This is a genomic window from Flavobacterium sp., from assembly GCF_965277525.1.
GTDB lineage: Bacteria > Bacteroidota > Bacteroidia > Flavobacteriales > Flavobacteriaceae > Flavobacterium.
This window is the reverse complement of record NZ_CBDIDC010000002.1, coordinates 395,002-415,952: the sequence shown is the minus strand read 5'-3', so window position 1 is coordinate 415,952 and position 20,951 is coordinate 395,002. Positions and strand designations below refer to the sequence as shown.

Annotated in this window: 7 protein-coding genes; all 7 read right to left on the bottom strand. The window is 29.8% G+C overall.

The window, feature by feature from the left end; genetic code table 11:
* Position 1: 1 nt before the first annotated feature.
* Positions 2–1,702: an NAD(P)/FAD-dependent oxidoreductase gene (locus ACQY44_RS03845; RefSeq protein WP_428229094.1), complete on the bottom strand. Its 1,701-nt coding sequence runs from the start codon at positions 1,700–1,702 to the stop codon at positions 2–4.
* A complete protein-coding gene (locus tag ACQY44_RS03840; RefSeq protein WP_428229093.1) occupies positions 1,689–5,510 on the bottom strand; it encodes an amino acid adenylation domain-containing protein in 3,822 nt (1,273 codons plus the stop codon). The genes ACQY44_RS03845 and ACQY44_RS03840 overlap by 14 nt, the downstream gene beginning before the upstream one ends.
* 1 nt (position 5,511) lies before the next feature.
* Complete coding sequence (locus ACQY44_RS03835) at positions 5,512–7,119, bottom strand: MBL fold metallo-hydrolase (RefSeq protein WP_428229092.1); 1,608 nt, start codon at positions 7,117–7,119, stop codon at positions 5,512–5,514.
* Entirely contained in the window at positions 7,116–7,847 is a 732-nt protein-coding gene (locus ACQY44_RS03830; protein WP_428229091.1) for a hypothetical protein, read from the bottom strand. The genes ACQY44_RS03835 and ACQY44_RS03830 overlap by 4 nt, the downstream gene beginning before the upstream one ends.
* 16 nt (positions 7,848–7,863) lie before the next feature.
* Entirely contained in the window at positions 7,864–14,181 is a 6,318-nt protein-coding gene (locus ACQY44_RS03825) for an amino acid adenylation domain-containing protein (RefSeq protein ID WP_428229090.1), read from the bottom strand.
* Positions 14,182–14,190: 9 nt separating this feature from the next.
* On the bottom strand, positions 14,191–16,053 hold the full coding sequence (gene asnB / locus ACQY44_RS03820; protein ID WP_428229089.1) for an asparagine synthase (glutamine-hydrolyzing): 1,863 nt from the start codon (positions 16,051–16,053) through the stop codon (positions 14,191–14,193).
* A gap of 118 nt (positions 16,054–16,171) precedes the next feature.
* A complete protein-coding gene (locus tag ACQY44_RS03815) occupies positions 16,172–20,950 on the bottom strand; it encodes an amino acid adenylation domain-containing protein (protein WP_428229088.1) in 4,779 nt (1,592 codons plus the stop codon).
* Between the last annotated feature and the right edge of the window lies 1 nt (position 20,951).

The window sequence follows — 20,951 nt, the reverse complement described above, 5'->3', positions numbered from 1 at the left end:
TTTATAGATTAAGATTAAAACTGATTTCCGCATTTTGCTGTACGACTTCTTTATGAAGAAAACAATCATATAATTGCTGATAAATAATTTTATAATCAACTAATTCGTTTTCAAACAAAGCAGAATTATTACGTATTGACTCATTTAAGTTTAATTCTTCAGGATTCAATCGAAAATCAAGAAGTAAATTTTCATTTTCAGGATCAATATCTTTTATAATTAAATGAAATATTGCACAAGACATCTTTTTAAGCTGTACCATAGAATATTTTAAATCCTCAATAACGTCTTCTAGCTTTTTATCTTTCTTAACATTTCGATCATACATTTCTGTAATAAATGGTATATGATAATAATCTATAAAATCAAAAGTAAAAGTGCCATTTGAACATTTATTCCATTTAAGAAATATATTTTTCATTTTTATAGCTAACGCATAAAATGTATCAATTACCTCTTTACTGATTTTAAAAGTTTCTGGATCCAGATATAAATCATTAAACATCAACGGAACCCCAAGTGCCCAACCTGTAACTAAATCCCATAAATATGCAAGACTATTGACTTGTGGATTTCCAAAATAATCATACGTTGTGTAAGTATTATAACTTAACCAATCATTTTGAGACAAAACAAACTCATTATATTCACTAATTCGTTTTTCGCATGTTATATTTTCAGTAATTATATGGGTAAGTATCGTATTTGTATATCCTATTTGATTTGATCCCGGTGAATAAAATGGGTCTGGGAACGCAGCTGCATCTCCAGTACATGCCCATCCATCTGTTGAAAATATTTTTTTTGATGAATAACTAAAATTTCTAATTACCTTAAAATCAAGTACTTCAAAACCTTGTAACTTCTTTTGTAAAAATGGATCGAATTCCGTTAAAAAAGAATCAACTCTTTTTCGTGTACTAATTGTATTAAAATTATGATGCTTTTCTGAAATACAAATTCCAACACTTGTCATTCCGCATGATAATGGAATAACCCATATCCAATATCCTTCACCCAAAATATGATTTGTTCCATAAAATCTTTCGTGTTTAACTTTACTATGCCACTCAACATTAGATTTCGGTACAAAGTCATCAACTTTGAAATCACCTTTAACTCTAAACCACGCAGAACTTCTTTTTTGATTATCGTCTATTTCTAAATCGAATTTTTTCATTAGCCATTTTTGACGCCCGGCACTATCAATTACCCATTTAGCACCAAACTCATAGTCAACTTCGTCTATACTAAAAAGCACTTTATTACACTCTTTATCTACGACCAAATCATTAAGTTTTATATTAGTGAATAGTTCTACTCCCATTTCTAATATCATTTCACACAAATCGTTTTCTAATCTTCCGCGATCAATCTGATAAGAATTAAAGCTGGTCCTTTTTGACAATCCTATTTCTGGTCGTTTAGAAAAATCTTCGTTTTCTGGGGACCAAAAAAACCTAAGTCCAAATTTTAAATAATGATTTTCTTTTAAATAATCGTCTAACTCAAGCTTTTGCCCAAGATAATATCCTGCTATTTCTACTGTTGATTCACCTACTTTATGTGTTCCTAATTCGTATGGAAAAGTTTTGGACTCTAAAATAGCAATGCGTAAATCAGAATCTTTTAATTTTAATTGTCTTGCTAAAGACAATCCTGCAAGGCCTGCACCTACAATAATTACATCATATTTTTTCATGAAATATATTTTTAAAATTTCTAAAAAATTCTTTATTATTTAATTCTGTTAACAAATGATTTAAAAGATCTGGCTCTATAAATTCACTAAAGGTTTCTATTCGAAGATTAATATTGGATTGGTCTGAAGGATCAACTGACCAAGTACAAGTAAATGGAAAATGAAAACGATCCCGAGATCTGTATTCTAAAAGTGTAATATCTGATGAGTCGACAAGTACCTGATTATGAAAACTAACGAAATTAAAGCAAAAAGAACTTATCTCATTTCCGTCATTAAAGGACATAATTTTCGAGTATGGATATGCAGCATATTGCTCCAATTCATTTAACTGATCATATATGTTGCGAATATTGGTCTCTTCTCCATCATCAAAAATTAAGGGTTGAAAATTCCAAAAAAGACCTGTTGCCTTTAATGGATCCGAAAGAGACTCGCTTCTTCCATTGCAGACAACATTAATTTCACTTGCACCAGATTGAATCAATGAATTAAATTTACGTTGAACTGCTAAGCAAATCAACTTTAGTGAAACATCTTCTCTTTTAGCGATATCAACAAGATTTGCAGCTATTGAATTTGACAATGAAAATAATTTAGTATAGGGATTGCTTAATTTATTTTCATCCCATAATACAGATTTTTTATCTTTGAACTGTTCAATTTTCCAGTCCCAATACTTTTTTATTTCTATATCATCCAAGAGTCGATGTTGAATTATAAAGGCTTCTTTTTGACTTGTTACTTCTTGTATCTTAACTGCAATAGGCATATTATTAAGCAAACATTTATAAATTTCAAAAAATCTGTTTTTAATTTCTACCGCGCTCCATCCATCGATACAAACGTGATGAACACTCATTTCTAAAATAAATTCATCTTCGCAAACGTCTAAAATCTTAAAAGTTGAAAATGGTCTTAAATGATCATCAATTTTAAAATTTGATACTTCATTCCACAGCTCATCAATTATATCTTCTTTATTTTCCGAATTCTTCAAATCAATGATTTCAATTAAAAATTGATCATTTTTTGATAAGATTACCTGAAATAATTCACCGCTTATACTAGATTTATAAAAGGTCTGTCTAAGGTTAGGGAATTCTTTATAAAGTTGCTGTATCGCACTTTTAACAACATCAATTTGTTTATTAGACTCTTTAATTCGCCATAAAGATTTACAATAGTATATTCCGTTTTTATGAAATACTGATTTCCCAGATTTCTCAATCATAACCTTTTGGATATCAAGAACAGGAAAAACCTCTTCGACACCACGTTCAAAAAGTGAAAAATCAATTTGATTATCCCATCTTTCAAGATATTTTATATCAATTTTTTTATTGCTATCATCTAATTCAATATCAAGAAGTCTATTGTCAATAATCCTTGCAATATCTCTAACTGTTTCGTGTTCAATTATAGTTGAAGTATCAAGCAATAGGCCTTTTTGATTTGCTTTTTGAACTAATTGAATTACTTTTATTGAATCGCCTCCCAAAGCAAAAAAACTCTTATCGACAGGAACATAATCAGATTTTAATATCTCTCTAAATAAATCAAATATTTTTGATTCAGAAGGAGACATTTCGAGCTTTACATCTGTTTCTTTCTCATTAGTTATTAATTGCTGTAAAGCTCTTTCGTCTATTTTTAAGTTAATAGTAAGTGGCAATTTATCTACTAGCAGAAATTTTCCAGGAACCATATGGTTTGGCAAAATTTTTGATAAACTCATCTGAAGCGCCTCTACCGATACGTTTGAAATATTTTCTATAAAAGCTACTAATGTTTTGGTAGTTTTATCCATCATGACATGAGATCTTTTTACACTTGGTAAAGACTCAATTGCATAATTTATTTCACCAAGTTCAACTCTAAAGCCATTAATTTTTATCTGGTTATCAAAACGCCCTAAAAAAATGATTTCTTCAGATTCTGTCCAGGCACCCATATCTCCGGTACTATAAAGATTATCTGCGTATAAAGACGTTGTTATTATCTTTTCATCTGTAAGTTTTTGATCATTATGATAACCTGAGGTTAATCCTTTACCTCCTATCAAAATTTCTCCTATTACTCCTTTTGCTACACTATTTTTTTTCTTGTCAACAATAAATACTTCCTTATTGGGACTTATTTTTCCTATCGGAATATTTTTATAAACTACTGTTGTATCAATCTCAAAAATAGTACTGTTTACAGCAACTTCTGAAGGGCCATATCCATTAAAAACACGAATATCTCTATTTAAGTCCTTCATCCAATTCATGCCAAATGATTCACCCGCACTAACAATTATTTTAAATCTATTTAGATTATCTTGATCAATAAGATTTAAATAACTAGGGATCATTGTTGTGATGTTGACCTTTTTTTCTCTTATAAATTCATTTACAATATGAATATCTTTATAGATAGTAGACTCCAGTAACAAGAGAGAAGCTCCTCCTAATAAAGTGGTTAAAATATCCAGGATTGAACCGTCAAAAGAAGTAGACATAAACTGCAAATATACATCTGTCGGGTTTACTTCAAATAATTTTGTATGAAAATAAGCCGAATTTAAAATTCCACCATGATTGATAGGTACACCTTTTGGCTTTCCTGTCGTACCACTTGTATAAACAAAATAAGCCAAATCCTCTTCGTTAATAACTACATTACAATCAAAATTAAAATCCATATTTAATTTAAATTGCATATCTAAGATACCAAGTGGAATATTTGTTAATGACGAAACTAAATTCAATATTTTTGACTCAACCAATATTACTTTTACATTTGCATCTTGTACAATTTCATTAATTCTTGCTATTGGATTTTCCTGATTAATATTAAGATACACTGCTCCTGCCTTCATAACTCCAAGCATTCCAGAAATGATGTTTTCATTTCTCTCTGAAATAACTGCCACTACATCCCCTTTTTTAATATTAATTTTCTTTAAGAGATATTCAGCGACCTGATCAGAAATATTATCCAGTTCTTCATAAGTAATTTTGGTAGTTGGGGTTTCAACAGCCGTATTTTTTGAGTTTTTACTGCAAACATTTTTAAAAACTTCTATAACGTTATTACCCTGTTCATTGTAAACAAATCCTCCATTAAACCAAAAATCGTTATGATTTGAACTAATACTGGAAATTTTAAAAGCAGATTCGTGTAAACATTTTGATGTATTAGTAAAAGAATTTAAAAAATGTTTCCAACCATTAATTAACTCTTCATAAAATTTTGGCGTATTGCTCAGTTTCCCAGTAATGAAAAGGCTGTAACTACCATTCGCCAACTTAGAAAAACCTGCAATAATTTCAAATTCTGCTTTAATTTTATCTGTAATTTCATCTATATTTCCATAAAAAAAACAAATATCACTTACTCTTGGTGTATCACTTTCTAATCCTAATACTTGATGTACAAAGGGTATTTGATTATTAATTGCATCAACTAAAATGTTTTTAGTTTCTATAATATGCTCTTTTATTGTACTCTCGTGTTTACAGAAATTTAAAAACAAGGGTAATAAAGATTGTTGCTGTTTATTAAGAATATTTGGAATATTTGTCTCTAATATTATCTTCTCAGCCCCTGTTAGTTGCTCAATAATAAGATATAATGATGTTAGTGCCAATGTACATTCTGCTAAAACTTCTCCTTCAGACATTTTTAAAATTATTTCAAAAATATCCTTATCAAGATCAAGCCTTAATTCTCTGGATTCATATTCTTTTTCTGATAAAAGGTAATTATTTATTTTAAAGGGTACAGGAAATCCATTTGCTTGATTTTTCCAGAATAAACTCATATTAGCCTAATTTTACTTGATTATTAATAACTATTTCGCGTTCCGCAAATATTCGCTCAGCATACCTGCCCTCTATTTTACATTGCTCAATAAGCTTGTTTGACTCTATAATAGGATTACTTTGTAGAGTATAATGAACATCTAAAATATAAGCAATCCAAGGCTCGGCTCCCATTGCATATACGTAAACCTCTGATGGATTAAATAGATGCACAAGTCCCATACCTTCAGTGCTATTACATCCTCTTCCTCTACGAGAATTGTCTTTTTCCTTTTCTTGTTTGTTTGAATAAAGCGGGCCATAAACCCATGAAGCCGGAGCACCGTCACATTCCATTCCTAAGAATAAGACATCTATATTGCCTACTATTTTTTGAATGCGTTCATACAGCAAAGGCGAAATATTACATGAATCTGCCAGAGAAAGAACTGAACGATTATTTAATTCGATATGGTAACACATCTTACTATGTACCATTAAATCATGATGTTCTCCTATAAATGGTACTCCGGTTATTTTTACCCCTTTAGATTCCAGAACCTCTAATTCTGCCAGCTCTATTATATTTTTAAACCCTAAATTCCTTAATAGTAATTTTAAACTAGGATCTTGTATCTGTCCGGGAACATTGCTTCCCACTACAATATTTTTTACTTTGTGCCTGATTTGCAACATCGTTTCAATTAAGATATGATCGTGATGACTATGGGTGATCAAAACGTAATCTATGGTATCCGGAAGATCTGCATAGGTATATCTGGATACAGCAGTTTCATAAGAATAACTAAGCACAGGGTCTATTAATACAGAAACATCTTTAGATTCTATAAGAAGGCATGCATGTCCGAAATATCGTATGCGAAGATTTTCACCTTCGTATTTTTCATACTCATCAGGCTGTTCTTCAGTAAAAAATGACTTAAATAAGTCAGAATCTTTAGAGTTTAAATCGAAAAGATTCATGATTTGATCCAGTGAAGCTCCTTCATTCTTCATACTGAATAATTGATCTAACCTTGTATCTTTGAAGGCAATTGGAAGATCAACAGTTTTCTCACATGGCAGTCTTGGAGTAGAAAAAATAAACGATCTGTCTTTATCATTTTCGATTAATGAAATAGATATACTTTGAAAACCTTCATTATAAAATATTGAATTATAAAGCAATGGTTCATAAAATCTAAAATCAGGTCTATGATGGCGATCATAATAAAGCTCTACAAGTCCTTTTAAACTTTCTGGTATTTTATCATAAAGCGGCTCAAGAGAATAACCATTTCCTTCATTTTTTAAAAGTTCATCTAATTCTGTAACAGATTGTGCAAACAAGTTTTGTTCTCTTGTATTCATAATTGTGTTTACCAATAAATCACTCACTTCATTGACTCGCGATGCAGGCAAATCAATAAAAGGCCCTCCTTTCATCTTTGGGTCATTTACTGCTATCTCATGAATTTCTGCATTTTCAACAAAGGATTGCATTGTTGGAATATGTCGTCTTATAATATTCATAGCTGCCGGACCAGGTGGCAAAATCTGTATCCATGCATACCATGAATTAATTAATGGCTCGACCTGAACGTTTTGTTTTAAATAGTACTTTTTCATTTTGTAGCAGAATTAGAATAAATAATAGATAACTTTTTGCACGCATCACTTAATTGATCAAAAGATTCTAATATGAAATAAGTAGATTGAACGTTTAAATTATCAAATGAAGAAGACATTATTAATTCAGCATCAAAAGGTAAAATTGTTGTGTCTTCTTTAAATACGTTATTAACTTCATTAGATGACGTAAGAATTGCTCCGCCGAAAATTTTAATTTCGCCATTTTCTTTTACAAGACCCGTTTCAAAAGTATACCAATATAGGTTTGAAAGTTTTTCTAAAATTATAGGATTGTCTAAATTTTGTAAAGCAATATCACTTATCGTTTTTGAGAATAAATTATGAACATCGCTATTTAACATTGGAACATGCCCCATAATATCATGAAATATATCTGGTAGTTCGCTAAACTCAATCTCGTTTTTAGAACGAATTCTTTGAGTAATTGGAAATTTTCTTCTATTAATTAATTTAAAAAAATCCTCAGATGCCAAATAACCCGATACAGGTACAATTGTCCAGGTAGAACAGGTACTTAAAATAGTATTCAATTCATAAAATGTAGGTATCTTAAAAGTTGGTATCTTCAAATCATTAAATCCTTTTATATAATCTTTACATGCATATTTCATCATATTTTGATTATTTATTTCATATAATTCTGCCCAGACTAAGTGATCGTCTGATGTATAATGAATTATATGTTCATGTTCTAATGTCTCCATTTTTAGTTTTATTTAGTTAAAAGTTTAATTTTAATTCAGAATATTTTATTTTATCTTTTGATGTAATCAGGTCATCAATTCGGCAATTTTTGTTGTAGAGAATATGCTTTAAGGACTTCATAAAACTCTTATGAATCTTATCAATTTCAGTTTGTTCAAATACATTTTCTTTATAGAAAATACTTACCAAATCAACATCATTACCTTCAAATACATTCCACCACATTAACTTGTGAATTCCAAAAGCAAACTTTTCATCAAACATTTTTGATTCTTCCGAAAATTTTTCCATCAAATTTGACGAACCTGCTTCCATATGATTGTGAAGTGTAAAACCAATGTCGAATAATGAAATTTTATCATATGCCGATAGATCACGCTCAATAGAGTTCATAGAGATATACCCGTATTTGACTCCTTTGGTAATTGTTTCTTTTATTTTATCAAGAAGACTTACAATTGTTTCATCGTGTTTTATGATTGAGCGAAAAGCTAATACGTTCATAAAACATCCAACTACGTCCTGACTTTCTTCAGTTTCTCTATTTGAGAATGGAGATCCAATTGAGCTGTCTGATATGCCCCATATTTCAAGCATCAACAACCTTAAAGCAGTATGAATGACCATAAATTTTGTGATCTTTTCTTGTTTGCAAAATTTTTCTAAATCACTTTTTATTTCTTTTGATATAAAAAAATCTTCTTTTAGACTTTTCGCTCCAATTGTTGCCCTCTTTTCATTAAAATTGCCCTGATAACCATCAAAAACATCCAGCCAATATCTTTTGGCGATAAGTCCTTCATTACTATTGACTTTATGATTTTGTTGATTTGAATAGGATCTAAAGCTACCTTTTAAACTTGCTAATTCAATCGCTTTGCCATAAAGCAATGCATTGTAAATTTCTTTGACTTCTTTCAAAATAATTTCAAGAGACCATCCATCATAGATGATATGATGAGTCTTTATTAAAACGAAATGTTTCTTTTTATCAATTCTAACAAGAATGCATTTAAATAAAACAGAGTCATTAAAATCAAATTTTATTTTTGCTTCTTTATTTCTAATACTATTTATTTTATCTTCAATATCGTATACTTCTTCTGTAATACACTGAAATTCATAAGACTTGTCTAATCTAACATCTTGAGATATTAGATGTTGAAGCTCATTATTTTCATCTGTAAAAAAGTTAGCTCTTAACATCTCATGTCGAACTAATAAAAATTCAATTGCTTTTTTAAAAACTTCCTCGTTGACTTCTTCGTCCCATTCAATTACTGCCGGCAATGATAATTCATCAGCGCTTTTAAATTTTTCATGAAGCCACATTTCTTTTTGAAGATCTGTTACAGGAAAAATTAATGGGTTTTCATTTTCAATACTATTCTGTTCTTTATTTAAGTTAATTCGAGATAAAACAGCATTAAAAATCTCCCTAATACTATCAAAATCAAAAATCTCGTAAAAATCTAATTGTGAATTATATCTACTTTTAATTAAATTAATTAAGCGCATAGCTAAAATAGAATGACCTCCAACTTCAAAAAAGTTATCTTCAAAAACTACTGAATCATTATTTAACAAATCTCTTACATACTTAATAAATTCTAAGGATTCTGCATTTTCTGCATATTCAATCAGATTATTTTTGGATGGTAAAAAATCTCTAAGCTGATTATAATTTATTTTGTCATTTTTTGTACGCGGAAGCTCATCTAACTCTATCAAAACACTAGGAATCATATAATTAGGCAATTGCTTTTTTAACAAATCTTTTATTTCAATTGCTGTCTTAGATTTGGCATTTCTTAGTTTATAGAAAGCCCAAATTTGATCTTCTTTATTTAACTCTCCTTTAATCAAAATTGCAACATCTACTACATCATGTATGTCTAAAATTTTTGCAATTATTTCTCCCTTCTCAATTCTATATCCTCTAATTTCAATCTGTTCGTCTCTTCTTCCTTTAAAAATGATATCCTGAGATAATGAGCGATAACCAAAATCACCAGATCTATACAAGGTAAATCCATCTTCTAATTCAATAAACTTTTCTTTTGTAAGTAGAGCCTGATTTAAATATCCTTTAGAAACTCCAAATCCTTTTACACAGATTTCGCCAATGGTCCCGTCAGGGACTAAATTCAATTGTTCATCTACTATCAATATATCAAGAGTAGATATTGGTTTACCAATATTGCTTAAATTATCCCGTATATCAGATTCTAGTATTTCTTTGCTCGTAACATGAACCGTAGTTTCTGTAATACCATACATATTAACTATCTTTACATGCGGCATTTGCTTCTTTATATCTTTTAAAAGAAACAGAGTAAGTTCTGCTCCGCCAAATACGACCGTATTGATTGAAAGTTGCTCTTTTTTGCTAATTAACAGCGGAATCAAAGTATAGAAAAATGGAGGAACCTGACTAAGTAAATTGATCTTTTCATCAATAAGAAAATCGACAAATTTATTTATATCGATCCTTGCTGTTTTATTGGGTATTACAATAGTCCCACCAGTAGTTAGCGGTCCCCAAATTTCCCATACCGAAAAATCGAAATTTAATTTATGATATAAACTCCAATTCATACCAACTTTTAGGTATTCTTTAAAATTTTCAGATAATAAAGAAGATACATTTTGATGATTAACCAATACACCTTTCGGGTTGCCTGTAGAACCAGAAGTATATATAATGTAAGCTAAATCACTACCATTAAGCTTCTCTTGCTGAAATTTATTTTTAGTTAACTTAATTTTATCTAAACTTATTTCATTAGAAAATCCATATTCTTTGTTATTTCCTACAATTGTAATTTTAGAGTCACAATCCTTAATTATATTTTCGTTTCTAATTAATGGCGCTTCAACATCAATTGGTATAAATACAGCTCCAATCTTTAGGACTGCCATATATACTACAACAGCATCTGATGAATTATCCATACAAACAGTAATTCTATCTCCTTTTTTAATATTATGATCGTTACATAACCCATAAGACACAGAATCACTAGCTTCATTCAAGTCATTATATGTTAACGACTTATCAGAACACTTAACAGCAATATTTGTTGGATAAACATTCAAAACCTTAGAGAAAGAATCCAGGATAGTTTCCTTAAAAATATAGCTATTAAGATTTTTATTTATTCTGTTATCGCTACTCAATAATGTTTTTATCTGTCCTATAGGTTTCTTTGGATTCTCTATCAATAATTTAATTAATTTATGAAAGCAAATCATCAGATAGTCCATCCATTCATGAGAATACAAATCTGTACTGTAATTAAAATTAATGACAAAGCCATTTTCATCTTTAGAAAAAATAATTACAAAATCATACTTGCTTTGTTTCCAATCAAAATTAAGGGCTGTTACATCAGTATCTGTACTGGTATTATTTTCAAAGTTTTGAAATACAACTAAAAAATCAAAAAGTAACTGTCTGGAACTATCTCTTGCGTAATTAACCAATTCAGCCATTTTATCCAATGGATAATCCTGGTTCTCTAAATCCTTTATTGTGTTAGTATTTACTTCTTGAAATAATTCATCAAAAGAGTTATTGACTTTAACAATGTTAATCAACGGAAGAAGATTAACGAAAAGTCCCATTTGTTTTTCTAATTCAATTGCATTTCTTCCTGCTACAGGAGTACCAAAAATTATCTTTTCATTTCCAGAAAAAATATTTAAGAATACATTTACCATAGAAGTTAACCCAATAAAATCAGTAGTATTATTAGCTGCACAATAGTCTGACAGTAATTTAGACACTCCGGGGTCTAAATCTTTTACAATACTTTTTCCTATAAAACTTCGTTTCTTTGGCCTTCTTTTTTGAAATGAAAATTCGACTCTTGGAATAATATCTTCCAATTTATTCTTCCAGTATAAACGTAAGTTTTCTCCAATAGAAGAATCAAAAAGTTGGTTTTGCCAATTTATATAATCTTTATACTGAAACATTTCGGCAGGAGCAACAAGTTGATTTCCTGATATTATTTGCTTATAATTTTCCCATAATTCATCAAACAATAAGTTAGAAGACCATCCGTCAAAAATTATATGATGAAAATTAAAATGCAGGTAGCTTACCCCTGGCGTATCATTTTCTATTAACTCAAACATGAAATATGGCCACGTTGCTAAGTCAAAAGATTCATCAACTTTATTTTCGATATAAAAATTTAAGTCTTCATTTATACTTACTTTTTTAATTGGTAATTTTTCTAATGAAATCTCAGAAAAGGGTATTATTTTTTGTTTCGGTTCGCCATCAATCTCAAAAAAAAGAGATCTAAAAATTTCATATTTTTCAATGCAATGATAGATTACTTTCTTAAATACATCAAAATCAACGCTATCATTAATTTTAAATACATAATGCATGTTATAGGCATTTGATGAATTTTCGAATTTTGATATTAGCCACAGTCTTTTTTGAGCAAATGATAATTCATAATAATCTTTTTCCTCTACTTTAACCATTTTAACTCCTAAGTTTTCTGAACTTTCCCAAATTTTAGCTGCAATTTTTTCAATTGTTTGCAGTTGAAAAATGTCTGAAATCTTTAAGTTAACATTGAATTCTCGAAAAATTCTCGAAACCATTAATATTGCTTTTAAACTTGATCCTCCAGAAGTAAAAAAGTTTTGATTTTTATTGTATTTTTTATTAACTAAGATTTCTTGCCAAATTTTTGCCAGTTTTTCCTGGTATTCATTATCGTAAACGATATCTTCTTCGCTTTCTATAAAATCAAAATGAGAAGGGAGATTTTTTCGATCAACTTTACCGTTCAGGTTTTTTGGAAATTCGTCCAGATTGATGATGCGAGATGGGATTAAATAATTATTCAAATACCTCCCTAATTTTTCCTTAATTAAAACTTCATCTGTTTTTATTCCTGTATAATATGCTATTAGTTCAGATTGATTATCATTATCTATATAAACAGTTGCTACAGATTCATTTATATTTTCAAGCTTTAAAAGTGCCATTTCAATCTCGGCAAGTTCTATCCTTACTCCATTTAACTTTATCTGGTTATCTATTCGCCCTAATAATTCTACTTCACGATTTGCAGTATACCTTCCTAAATCTCCTGTTTTATATAATATATCTGTTTCTAAATTTAATGGATTTTGAATAAATGCATTTGTATTCAAAGATTTATCAATATATCCTTTTGTAAGATGTTTTGTCTTGATATATATTTCGCCAATCATACCAATATTAGCCAGTTTATTGTCTTTTAGTATGATTATAAAAGTGTCGTCTATTGGTTTTCCAATTAAAATTCTTTCTGTTAAATCCTCTGACTTCTCATTGATAAAATGATATGTTTTAAGGATTGTTGATTCTGTAGCTCCATAGAGATTAATAAGCTGTATGCTTTCTCCCATTAAATTTCTCCATCTTTGCACATCTTTTGCAAAAAGCATTTCTCCGGCCAGTAAAACATATTTCAAACTTATACGCTCGACTTGTTTTTCAAATCCGAATTCATTTGTTAAAACTCTAAAAATTGATGGTACTACAGATAGTATATTTATCTCTTTCTCTATTATCCATTTGGCTAGCAAAGCTGTATTTTGTTTCGTGTCGAAACTTGGTATACTAACGCAGCTTCCCGAACAAATAGCTGGTAAAATATCTTTTAAAGAAGCATCAAACGTAACTGGAGGTACTTGAGAGAATTTATAGTTACCAGTACTTTTTAATAATTTTATTTCCCATGAAATAAAATGTAATAAACTTCCATGCTTTCCTAATATAGCTTTGCCTTTACCAGTAGATCCTGATGTGTAATAAACGTAAGCAGAATCTTCTTCATTTAATTCAGGAACAACTATCTCATGCTGCTTTGACGCTATTTTATTCCAATGAATAAGTTCTGAACGTTTATAGATACATAATGAAAAATCATTCCCAATAGATATAATATACTCAGTGAATGTATTATCCTTAATGAAATCAAAAGTTTGTTTTAAATACTCTTCGCTGGTAATAATAATATTTAATTGCAGTTCTTCTCCTATTTGATTCATTCTGTCAAAAGAAAACGAATAATCTAAGGGTACATGAATATTTTTAGATTGATATATTGCAAGTAATGCAGTCACAAAATGAATACTGGAAGGCATTAATGTTCCAATATAATTATCTGAAACAAAATTTGCCAATATAAAATCTCTCAATTCATTACTACGATCTTTAAGCTCAGCATATTTAATATCTGTTCCTTCATATTCGATAGCAATTTTATCTGAAAATTTATTAACTGCTTCGTTAAATAAACTTATAACTGTTCCCATAATTTATATTTAGTTTAATTCAAATTCGTTCAAAAAGATCCCAAAGGTTATGACAATCATTAGCAAGTCAGAGTCATAAGGTATGTTCAATTGAAAATTATTTGAACTATATTTCTTCTTTAACTGTTCGATGGAATCCGGATTAAAATATCCTTGTCTTTTTATAGTATTGTATGACAAAATATCATTAACCCATTCTACATTACTTTTAAGTAAATCTGAACTGCCAGGGGCTACAAAGCCAAATTTTTGTCGTTGGATTATGTCATTTGGAACATATTTTTTTGCTATTTCTTTAAGCAAATATTTTTCCTCACCATTTTTTAGCTTATAATTACTTGGCAGTAATCGTACAAAATCAATAAGTTTTTTATCTAAGAAAGGATATCTGGCTTCAATCGAATTTGCATACCCCATTCTATCTCCATGATCCGTTATAAGATGGCCACCTAACCTTAATTTAAAATCTAAATAACTTCTTTGATCAAACTTGCTTCTTCCAATCATTTTTGAATGATCTACAAAAATGTTTTTTTCACCTAAATTTGAGTCAAATTTTTCAAGGATAGTATCTGCATATAAATTCTTTTTTGTTTCAATAAACTCAAAGTGATTTTTTTCGTAAACAAGATCTCTGGTTCCCCACATTCTTTCTCTTATCTCTTCATCTAACAAATCTTCGATTGAACTCGCTGCTTTAAAACTTGTAAACTGATCAAATTTATACCCATGATAACCTCCAAATATCTCATCAGCACCTTCTCCGCATAAAACCGATTTCAAATTATTATTCTTAGCATGATTACTAAGCTGCATACTGCAGATGTTATAGATTTCTTTTAATGGAGATTCTGAATGATAAATTACTGATCTCAATCTATCATACATACTATCCCATCCAAAATCAAGTTCATGATGTATCGAGTTTATAGATTTTGCCATTATCCTTTGATATTTCCTTTCGTCAATTTCACGATTATTATACCCGGAAAAGCCCATAGATAACGATGTTACTCTTTCTGATGCATGTTTTGACATCAATCCTGCAATAATAGACGAATCAATACCACCACTTAAATAAACACCTATAGGAACATCACCGGATAATCTAAGTTTTACTGACTCTGTTAGTAACCTGTCTAACTCTTCTTTAGCCTCATTTTCATTAATAACCAATACTTGAGATATATCATTTGGATAAACTAAATCCCAATATTCTTTTTCTCTAATTTCATTTTTGGTTACTTCTAAAAAATGCCCGGCTTTTAAACTATTAATGCCCGCAAACATTGTTTGATCCCCTATTAAACCAGGAAAACTAAAAACATGCTCAAGACCTTTAATATCTATTTTTTTTTCAACAAGTGGATGTTTAATAATTGCTTTTACTTCAGAACCAAAAATAATATTATCATCTACGACGGTAAAAAACAGTGGACATATGCCAAACTGATCTCTTCCTAAAATCAGTTTTTGCTTCTTTTTATCAAATAAAGCAAAAGCAAATTGACCATTTAGTAAATCCAGCATATTGATTTCGTGCTTAATATACAAATGCAGTAAGACCTCAACATCACAATTAGTTTTAAAAACTACCCCCTCTTTTTCCAGTTCTTTTTTTAATTCTTTATAATTAAAAATCTCTCCATTGCAGATTAACATATAATTATTATCATCCGAAATAAACGGCTGCATTCCATTTTCTAAATCAACTATACTTAAACGACAAAAACCAAAGCCTAAAAATCCATCTATTAAAACATTTTTTCCATCAGGACCTCTATGCTCAATAGCTAATAACATATTGTTGAGATGCTCTTTTTCAATATTGAAATTCTTTTTTCTAGACCAACTACCAAGAATACCACACATAATTAAATTTATTTAGAAAATTGTCTTTTTTATCTTATTTGAAATACAGAATAATACACGGGGTTTTTATCCTAATGAAACTTAGTAAACATGTATTTTTACTATAATGAAGTATCTGTTAAACATTAAACATGCTATTCATAAAATCATTATGCTCTTTTAAATTTTGTGCTTTTTCCTGAACTGTTAAATACTCAACTTCTTCAATAAGCAAAGCAGAATTATTACAAAAACCATTAAATAAATTCTCAAAATGCGTAAACATTCTGTCTATCAAAAATGCATCATAGATATCTGTATTATATTCAATTGAAAGTGATAGCCCTTTTTCTTCTTCGACAAAGACGAAGCTTAAATCAAATTGACATGTTTTTCTTCTAAAATTGTATGCTTCTACCTGCAGCCCGTCAAATTCTGTTTGCTTATCTATACTATTTAATTGCTCCTGATTTTGCAATATCAGCATCACATCAAATAAGGCAGAACGGCTTACATCTCTTTTTAGATCTAACTTTTCGACTAACTCATCAAATGGATAACTTTGATGCTCATATGCACCTAACAATGTTTCTTTCTGTAATGCAATTAAATCTAAAAAGTTACCTCCTTTAGTAAACTGAGTTCGTATAGCCAGAGTATTTAAATACAAACCCAATTGATTTTCTAAATCAGGATGTTCTCTACCTGCAATTGGAGTTCCTACTATTATATCATCCTGACCTGAATATCTATACAATAAAGCTTTTAATGCAGCCATCAGAGTCATAAATAAAGTAACATCATGCTCTTTTGAAAATGCTTTAATTTTATCTGAAAAAGCTCTTGAAAAAGTATGTTCAAGTCTATCTCCATTATAGGTTTGAACTAACGGGCGTGTTTTAAAACCCGGAAGATCTAATACCGGTAGTTCTCCTGAAAATTGATTGAGCCAATAGCACTCTGCTTGTCTATTTTTCTCAATATTGAACTCCTTTTGTATCCATACTGCATAGTCTTTGTATTGAATATCTAACACTGGTAAATGAGCTTTTTTGTCTTGTAATAATGCATTATAAATTTGTACAATTTCAGAAGACATAATCTGTGAGGACCATCCGTCACCAATAATATGGTGCCTTGATAAAAATAATATATGTTCCTGATTTGCTGTTTTTATTAGAAAAGAACGCAAAAGCGGAGCTTTCTCCAAATCAAAAAATTCATTATTTGCTACTTGTAAATAATCTTCTAATTCTTTTTCAATGTTTGATTTATTTCTAAAATCAACATGTATTATCTTGAAATTAATTTCTTCTGATGCAACAATATGTTGTCTAATCTCACCGTCATCATTTAGCTTAAAATATGTTCTTAAAATTTCATGTCTTTTTATTAAATTGTAAAATGATTTCTGAAATAAATCATAATTAATATCCCCTTTAATTTTTAAAGTTACAGGCATATTATAAGCCACCGACCCTCCTTCTAATTGACTTGCTATCCATAATCTGTTTTGAGTAGAAGTTAAAGGATATGATGTTGATGTAGTTGCTTTGCTTATTGGTGTATAATGGTTTTCTTTTAACTTATTGCTTAATCCCTCTACAGTTGGATTTTCAAAAAAATCTTTAAAAGAAATACTTTTGCCTAATACTTTATGGACTCTGTTAATTACTTGCGCAACAATCAAACTATTACCTCCTAATTCAAAGAAGTTATCTTTAATACCTATATTATGAACTCCTAAAACTTCTTTCCAAATGGCTATCAGCTTTATTTGAGTATCATTAGTTGGTGCCACACATTCTCTTATCAGCACATCTTCATCTGATATAGCGGGTAATGCTTTGTAATTTATTTTTCCATTTGAAGTAAAAGGAATTTCTTCAATTTTTATAAACTTTGACGGAATCATGATACTGGGCAAAAGCAATCGCAAGTGATCCAGAATTTCGTTATGAGGTAACTCTTCCTTATTATAAATAACATAAGCTGCTATTCTTTTATTTCCTTTTTCAGTTTGAAAAACGGTTACCACGTTCGATTTAATATCTACAAATTTATTAAGCGCTTTTTCTATTTCACTTAATTCAATACGGTGTCCTAATATTTTTACCTGATTATCGATTCTTCCCTTAAATTCAATATTCCCATCAGGGTGCATTACTACTAAATCACCCGTTTTATAAAGCTTTCTTTCTTTATTATGAAAAACATTATCAATAAACTTTTCTTCGGATAATTCTGGGTTATTCAAATAACCTTTAGATACTCCGTCTCCTCCAATCAGCAACTCTCCTATTACTCCAATTGCACATAAAGAAAGGTTTTGATCTGCAACATACAGTTGAGTATTCGAAAAAGCTTTTCCTAATGGAATTCGATTATAATTATAATTTGGCGTTACTTCGTGCAGCAGTTTACCAATTGTGGTTTCTGTTGGTCCGTAATGATTTATAATCTTTAAGTTCTTATTATCTAAATTTATTTGGTTAACTATTTCGACAGACAGTTCTTCGCCTCCAAAAATTATCATCTTGCCCGGTGACACCAGCTTTCCTGTGATTTCTAAAGATTTCCAATAAGAAGGCACTATTTTTATACAATCAATTTCATTAATAGCAAAATAGTCCTGGATGTAATAAATGTCTCGTAACGCATTCTTGGAAAACAAATGAATTTGGCCCCCAAAAATTAAAGAGCTAAATAATACTGTATTTCCTAAATCTGTTGAAATAGTTGACATTAATGCAAATGAGCGATTGTCTTCGATTTTTATCTTTGCAGATAGTCCATGTAGATAATCCATTACGTTTTGATGGGTTACCAAAACGCCCTTTGGAACTCCGGTTGTACCCGAAGTATATATTACATAGGCATTATCCTGATTGCTACTATGTTTTTGTATGTTTTTTATATTATCCGGATTGCAACCTAAATCTTGCTTATCTAACAAAACAACTTCAAGAGTTGGACTTTGAAATAAAGGTATATCTATACTATTGGTTACAATAAATTTTGCTTCGGAATTTTCAATTACATAATTAATCCTCTCCTGAGGATAATCAGGATCAACAGGAACATAAGCTGCTCCCAATTTTAATATACCAAGTAAACCAACAATTGCTTGTTCTAAATGACTATCAAAACACAAAATAACATTTGAACCAGCCTGTACACCTTGTTCTTTTAAATAATGCGCTAATTGATTGGCTCTTGCATTAAGCGCACTATAAGTAAGTTTTATATCCCCAAATACAATCGCTGTGTTTTCAGGCATTTTATCAGCTTGAGCTTCAAATAAATCTACTATAGTTTTATCCTTTGGATAATCTATTTTAGTAGTATTGAAATTTGTTAATAACTGATATTTTTCAGTATCTGTTAAATAGTTTAGTTTATTTATTGATACATTGGGTTGTGCTATAACATTACCTAGTATTACTTCTAAATGATTTAAAATACGTTGAGCAAATTCTTCAGAATAGAGATCTGTATTGTAGGTAATTGTTAATCCCAGTCCTTTATCTAACGTTCTAAAAGTAAATCCTAAATCAAATTTACTTATAGTTTCTTCCGTCTCATATTCTTTAATATTAATTGCTCCAAATCTTTCAATGTTTGCACCCAGATTGTCCACATCCTGAAGTGTTACCATTACATCAAATAATGGATTTCGGCTCCTATCTCTTTTTAGAGATAATTGTTCAATTAATTCATCAAATGGATAAATTTGATGTTCGTATGCGTCAAGGGTAATTTTCTTTACAGTATTTAGTAATTCTTTAAAACTAACTTGCTCTTCGAACTGTGTTCTTAAGGCTAATGTATTGACATATAAACCTATTTGACTTTGTAAATCTGCATGTTCTCGCCCCGCTATCGGACTTCCAACTACTATATCTGTTTGATTGGTATAGCGATACAAAAGTATTTTTACAGTAGCCAGCAATCCCATAAATAGTGTACTTCCTTGTGATTGACATAAATCACTAAAATCTTTTAAAAGCGCAGCATTATAAATTTTCTTTACTGTCTTTCCATGATATGTTTTAATTGCCGATCGTGTTTTGTAAGTAGGTAAATCCAATACTGGAACTTCGGTTTCAAATTGTTGCAACCAATATAATTTATGGCTGTTTATTTTGTCATTTTTTAACTGGTCTTGCTGCCATGCCGCATAGTCTTTATATTGCAATTGCAAATCTGGTAGTGAATTATGATTTTCTTTTAGGTCTTGATCATACAAAGTAAACAACTCATTTGTCATTACTTGAGCTGATTGTCCGTCGCTTATAATATGATGCATTACACAAATGAAAACATAAGTATCTTGCGATGTTTTGACTAAACTGGCCCTTAGTAGAGAATCTGCAGATAAATTAAAAGAATATTCAATTTCTTTTTGAATTATTGCTTTTGTTTTTTCCACATGTTTTTCATCATTACTTAAATCCTCATATTGTAATTGAAACTTACAATTTTCCAAATTCAATATAATTTGTCTTACATCTCCAGCTTCACCTTCTTCAAATACAGTTCTTAACGATTCATGACGTGCGATAAGAGCAAAAAAAGCTTTTGCCAGAGATGAGATAACAATATCACCTTTCAATTCAAAAACACTTGGCATGTTATAAGCTGTATTTCCTGCTTCAAATTGACTCATTAACCACATTCGGCGTTGCGAAGAAGACAAGACATAACTAGATTGTGCTAAAACTTGCGGTATAAAAATATGCTCCTTTTTTTTAGTTTTATATACAGCCAAAAAATCTATTAAATCCTTTTTATGAAATTTAATTGCATTCAATAAATCCTCAGTCATAACTCCTTTTGGCGCCTGAATGTCTAATTTTTCATCAACTAAATCAATTTTTATATTTGATTCATTTAACTTTTTAAGTAGTGCTTGCATT

What these genes read in the sequence shown, in the direction of transcription:
- ACQY44_RS03845 (WP_428229094.1), bottom strand. Translation starts at nt 1,702, where the DNA reads ATGAAAAAATATGATGTAATTATTGTAGGTGCAGGCCTTGCAGGATTG.
- ACQY44_RS03840 (WP_428229093.1), bottom strand. Translation starts at nt 5,510, where the DNA reads ATGAGTTTATTCTGGAAAAATCAAGCAAATGGATTTCCTGTACCCTTT.
- ACQY44_RS03835 (WP_428229092.1), bottom strand. Translation starts at nt 7,119, where the DNA reads ATGAAAAAGTACTATTTAAAACAAAACGTTCAGGTCGAGCCATTAATT.
- ACQY44_RS03830 (WP_428229091.1), bottom strand. Translation starts at nt 7,847, where the DNA reads ATGGAGACATTAGAACATGAACATATAATTCATTATACATCAGACGAT.
- ACQY44_RS03825 (WP_428229090.1), bottom strand. Translation starts at nt 14,181, where the DNA reads ATGGGAACAGTTATAAGTTTATTTAACGAAGCAGTTAATAAATTTTCA.
- asnB (WP_428229089.1), bottom strand. Translation starts at nt 16,053, where the DNA reads ATGTGTGGTATTCTTGGTAGTTGGTCTAGAAAAAAGAATTTCAATATT.
- ACQY44_RS03815 (WP_428229088.1), bottom strand. Translation starts at nt 20,950, where the DNA reads ATGCAAGCACTACTTAAAAAGTTAAATGAATCAAATATAAAAATTGAT.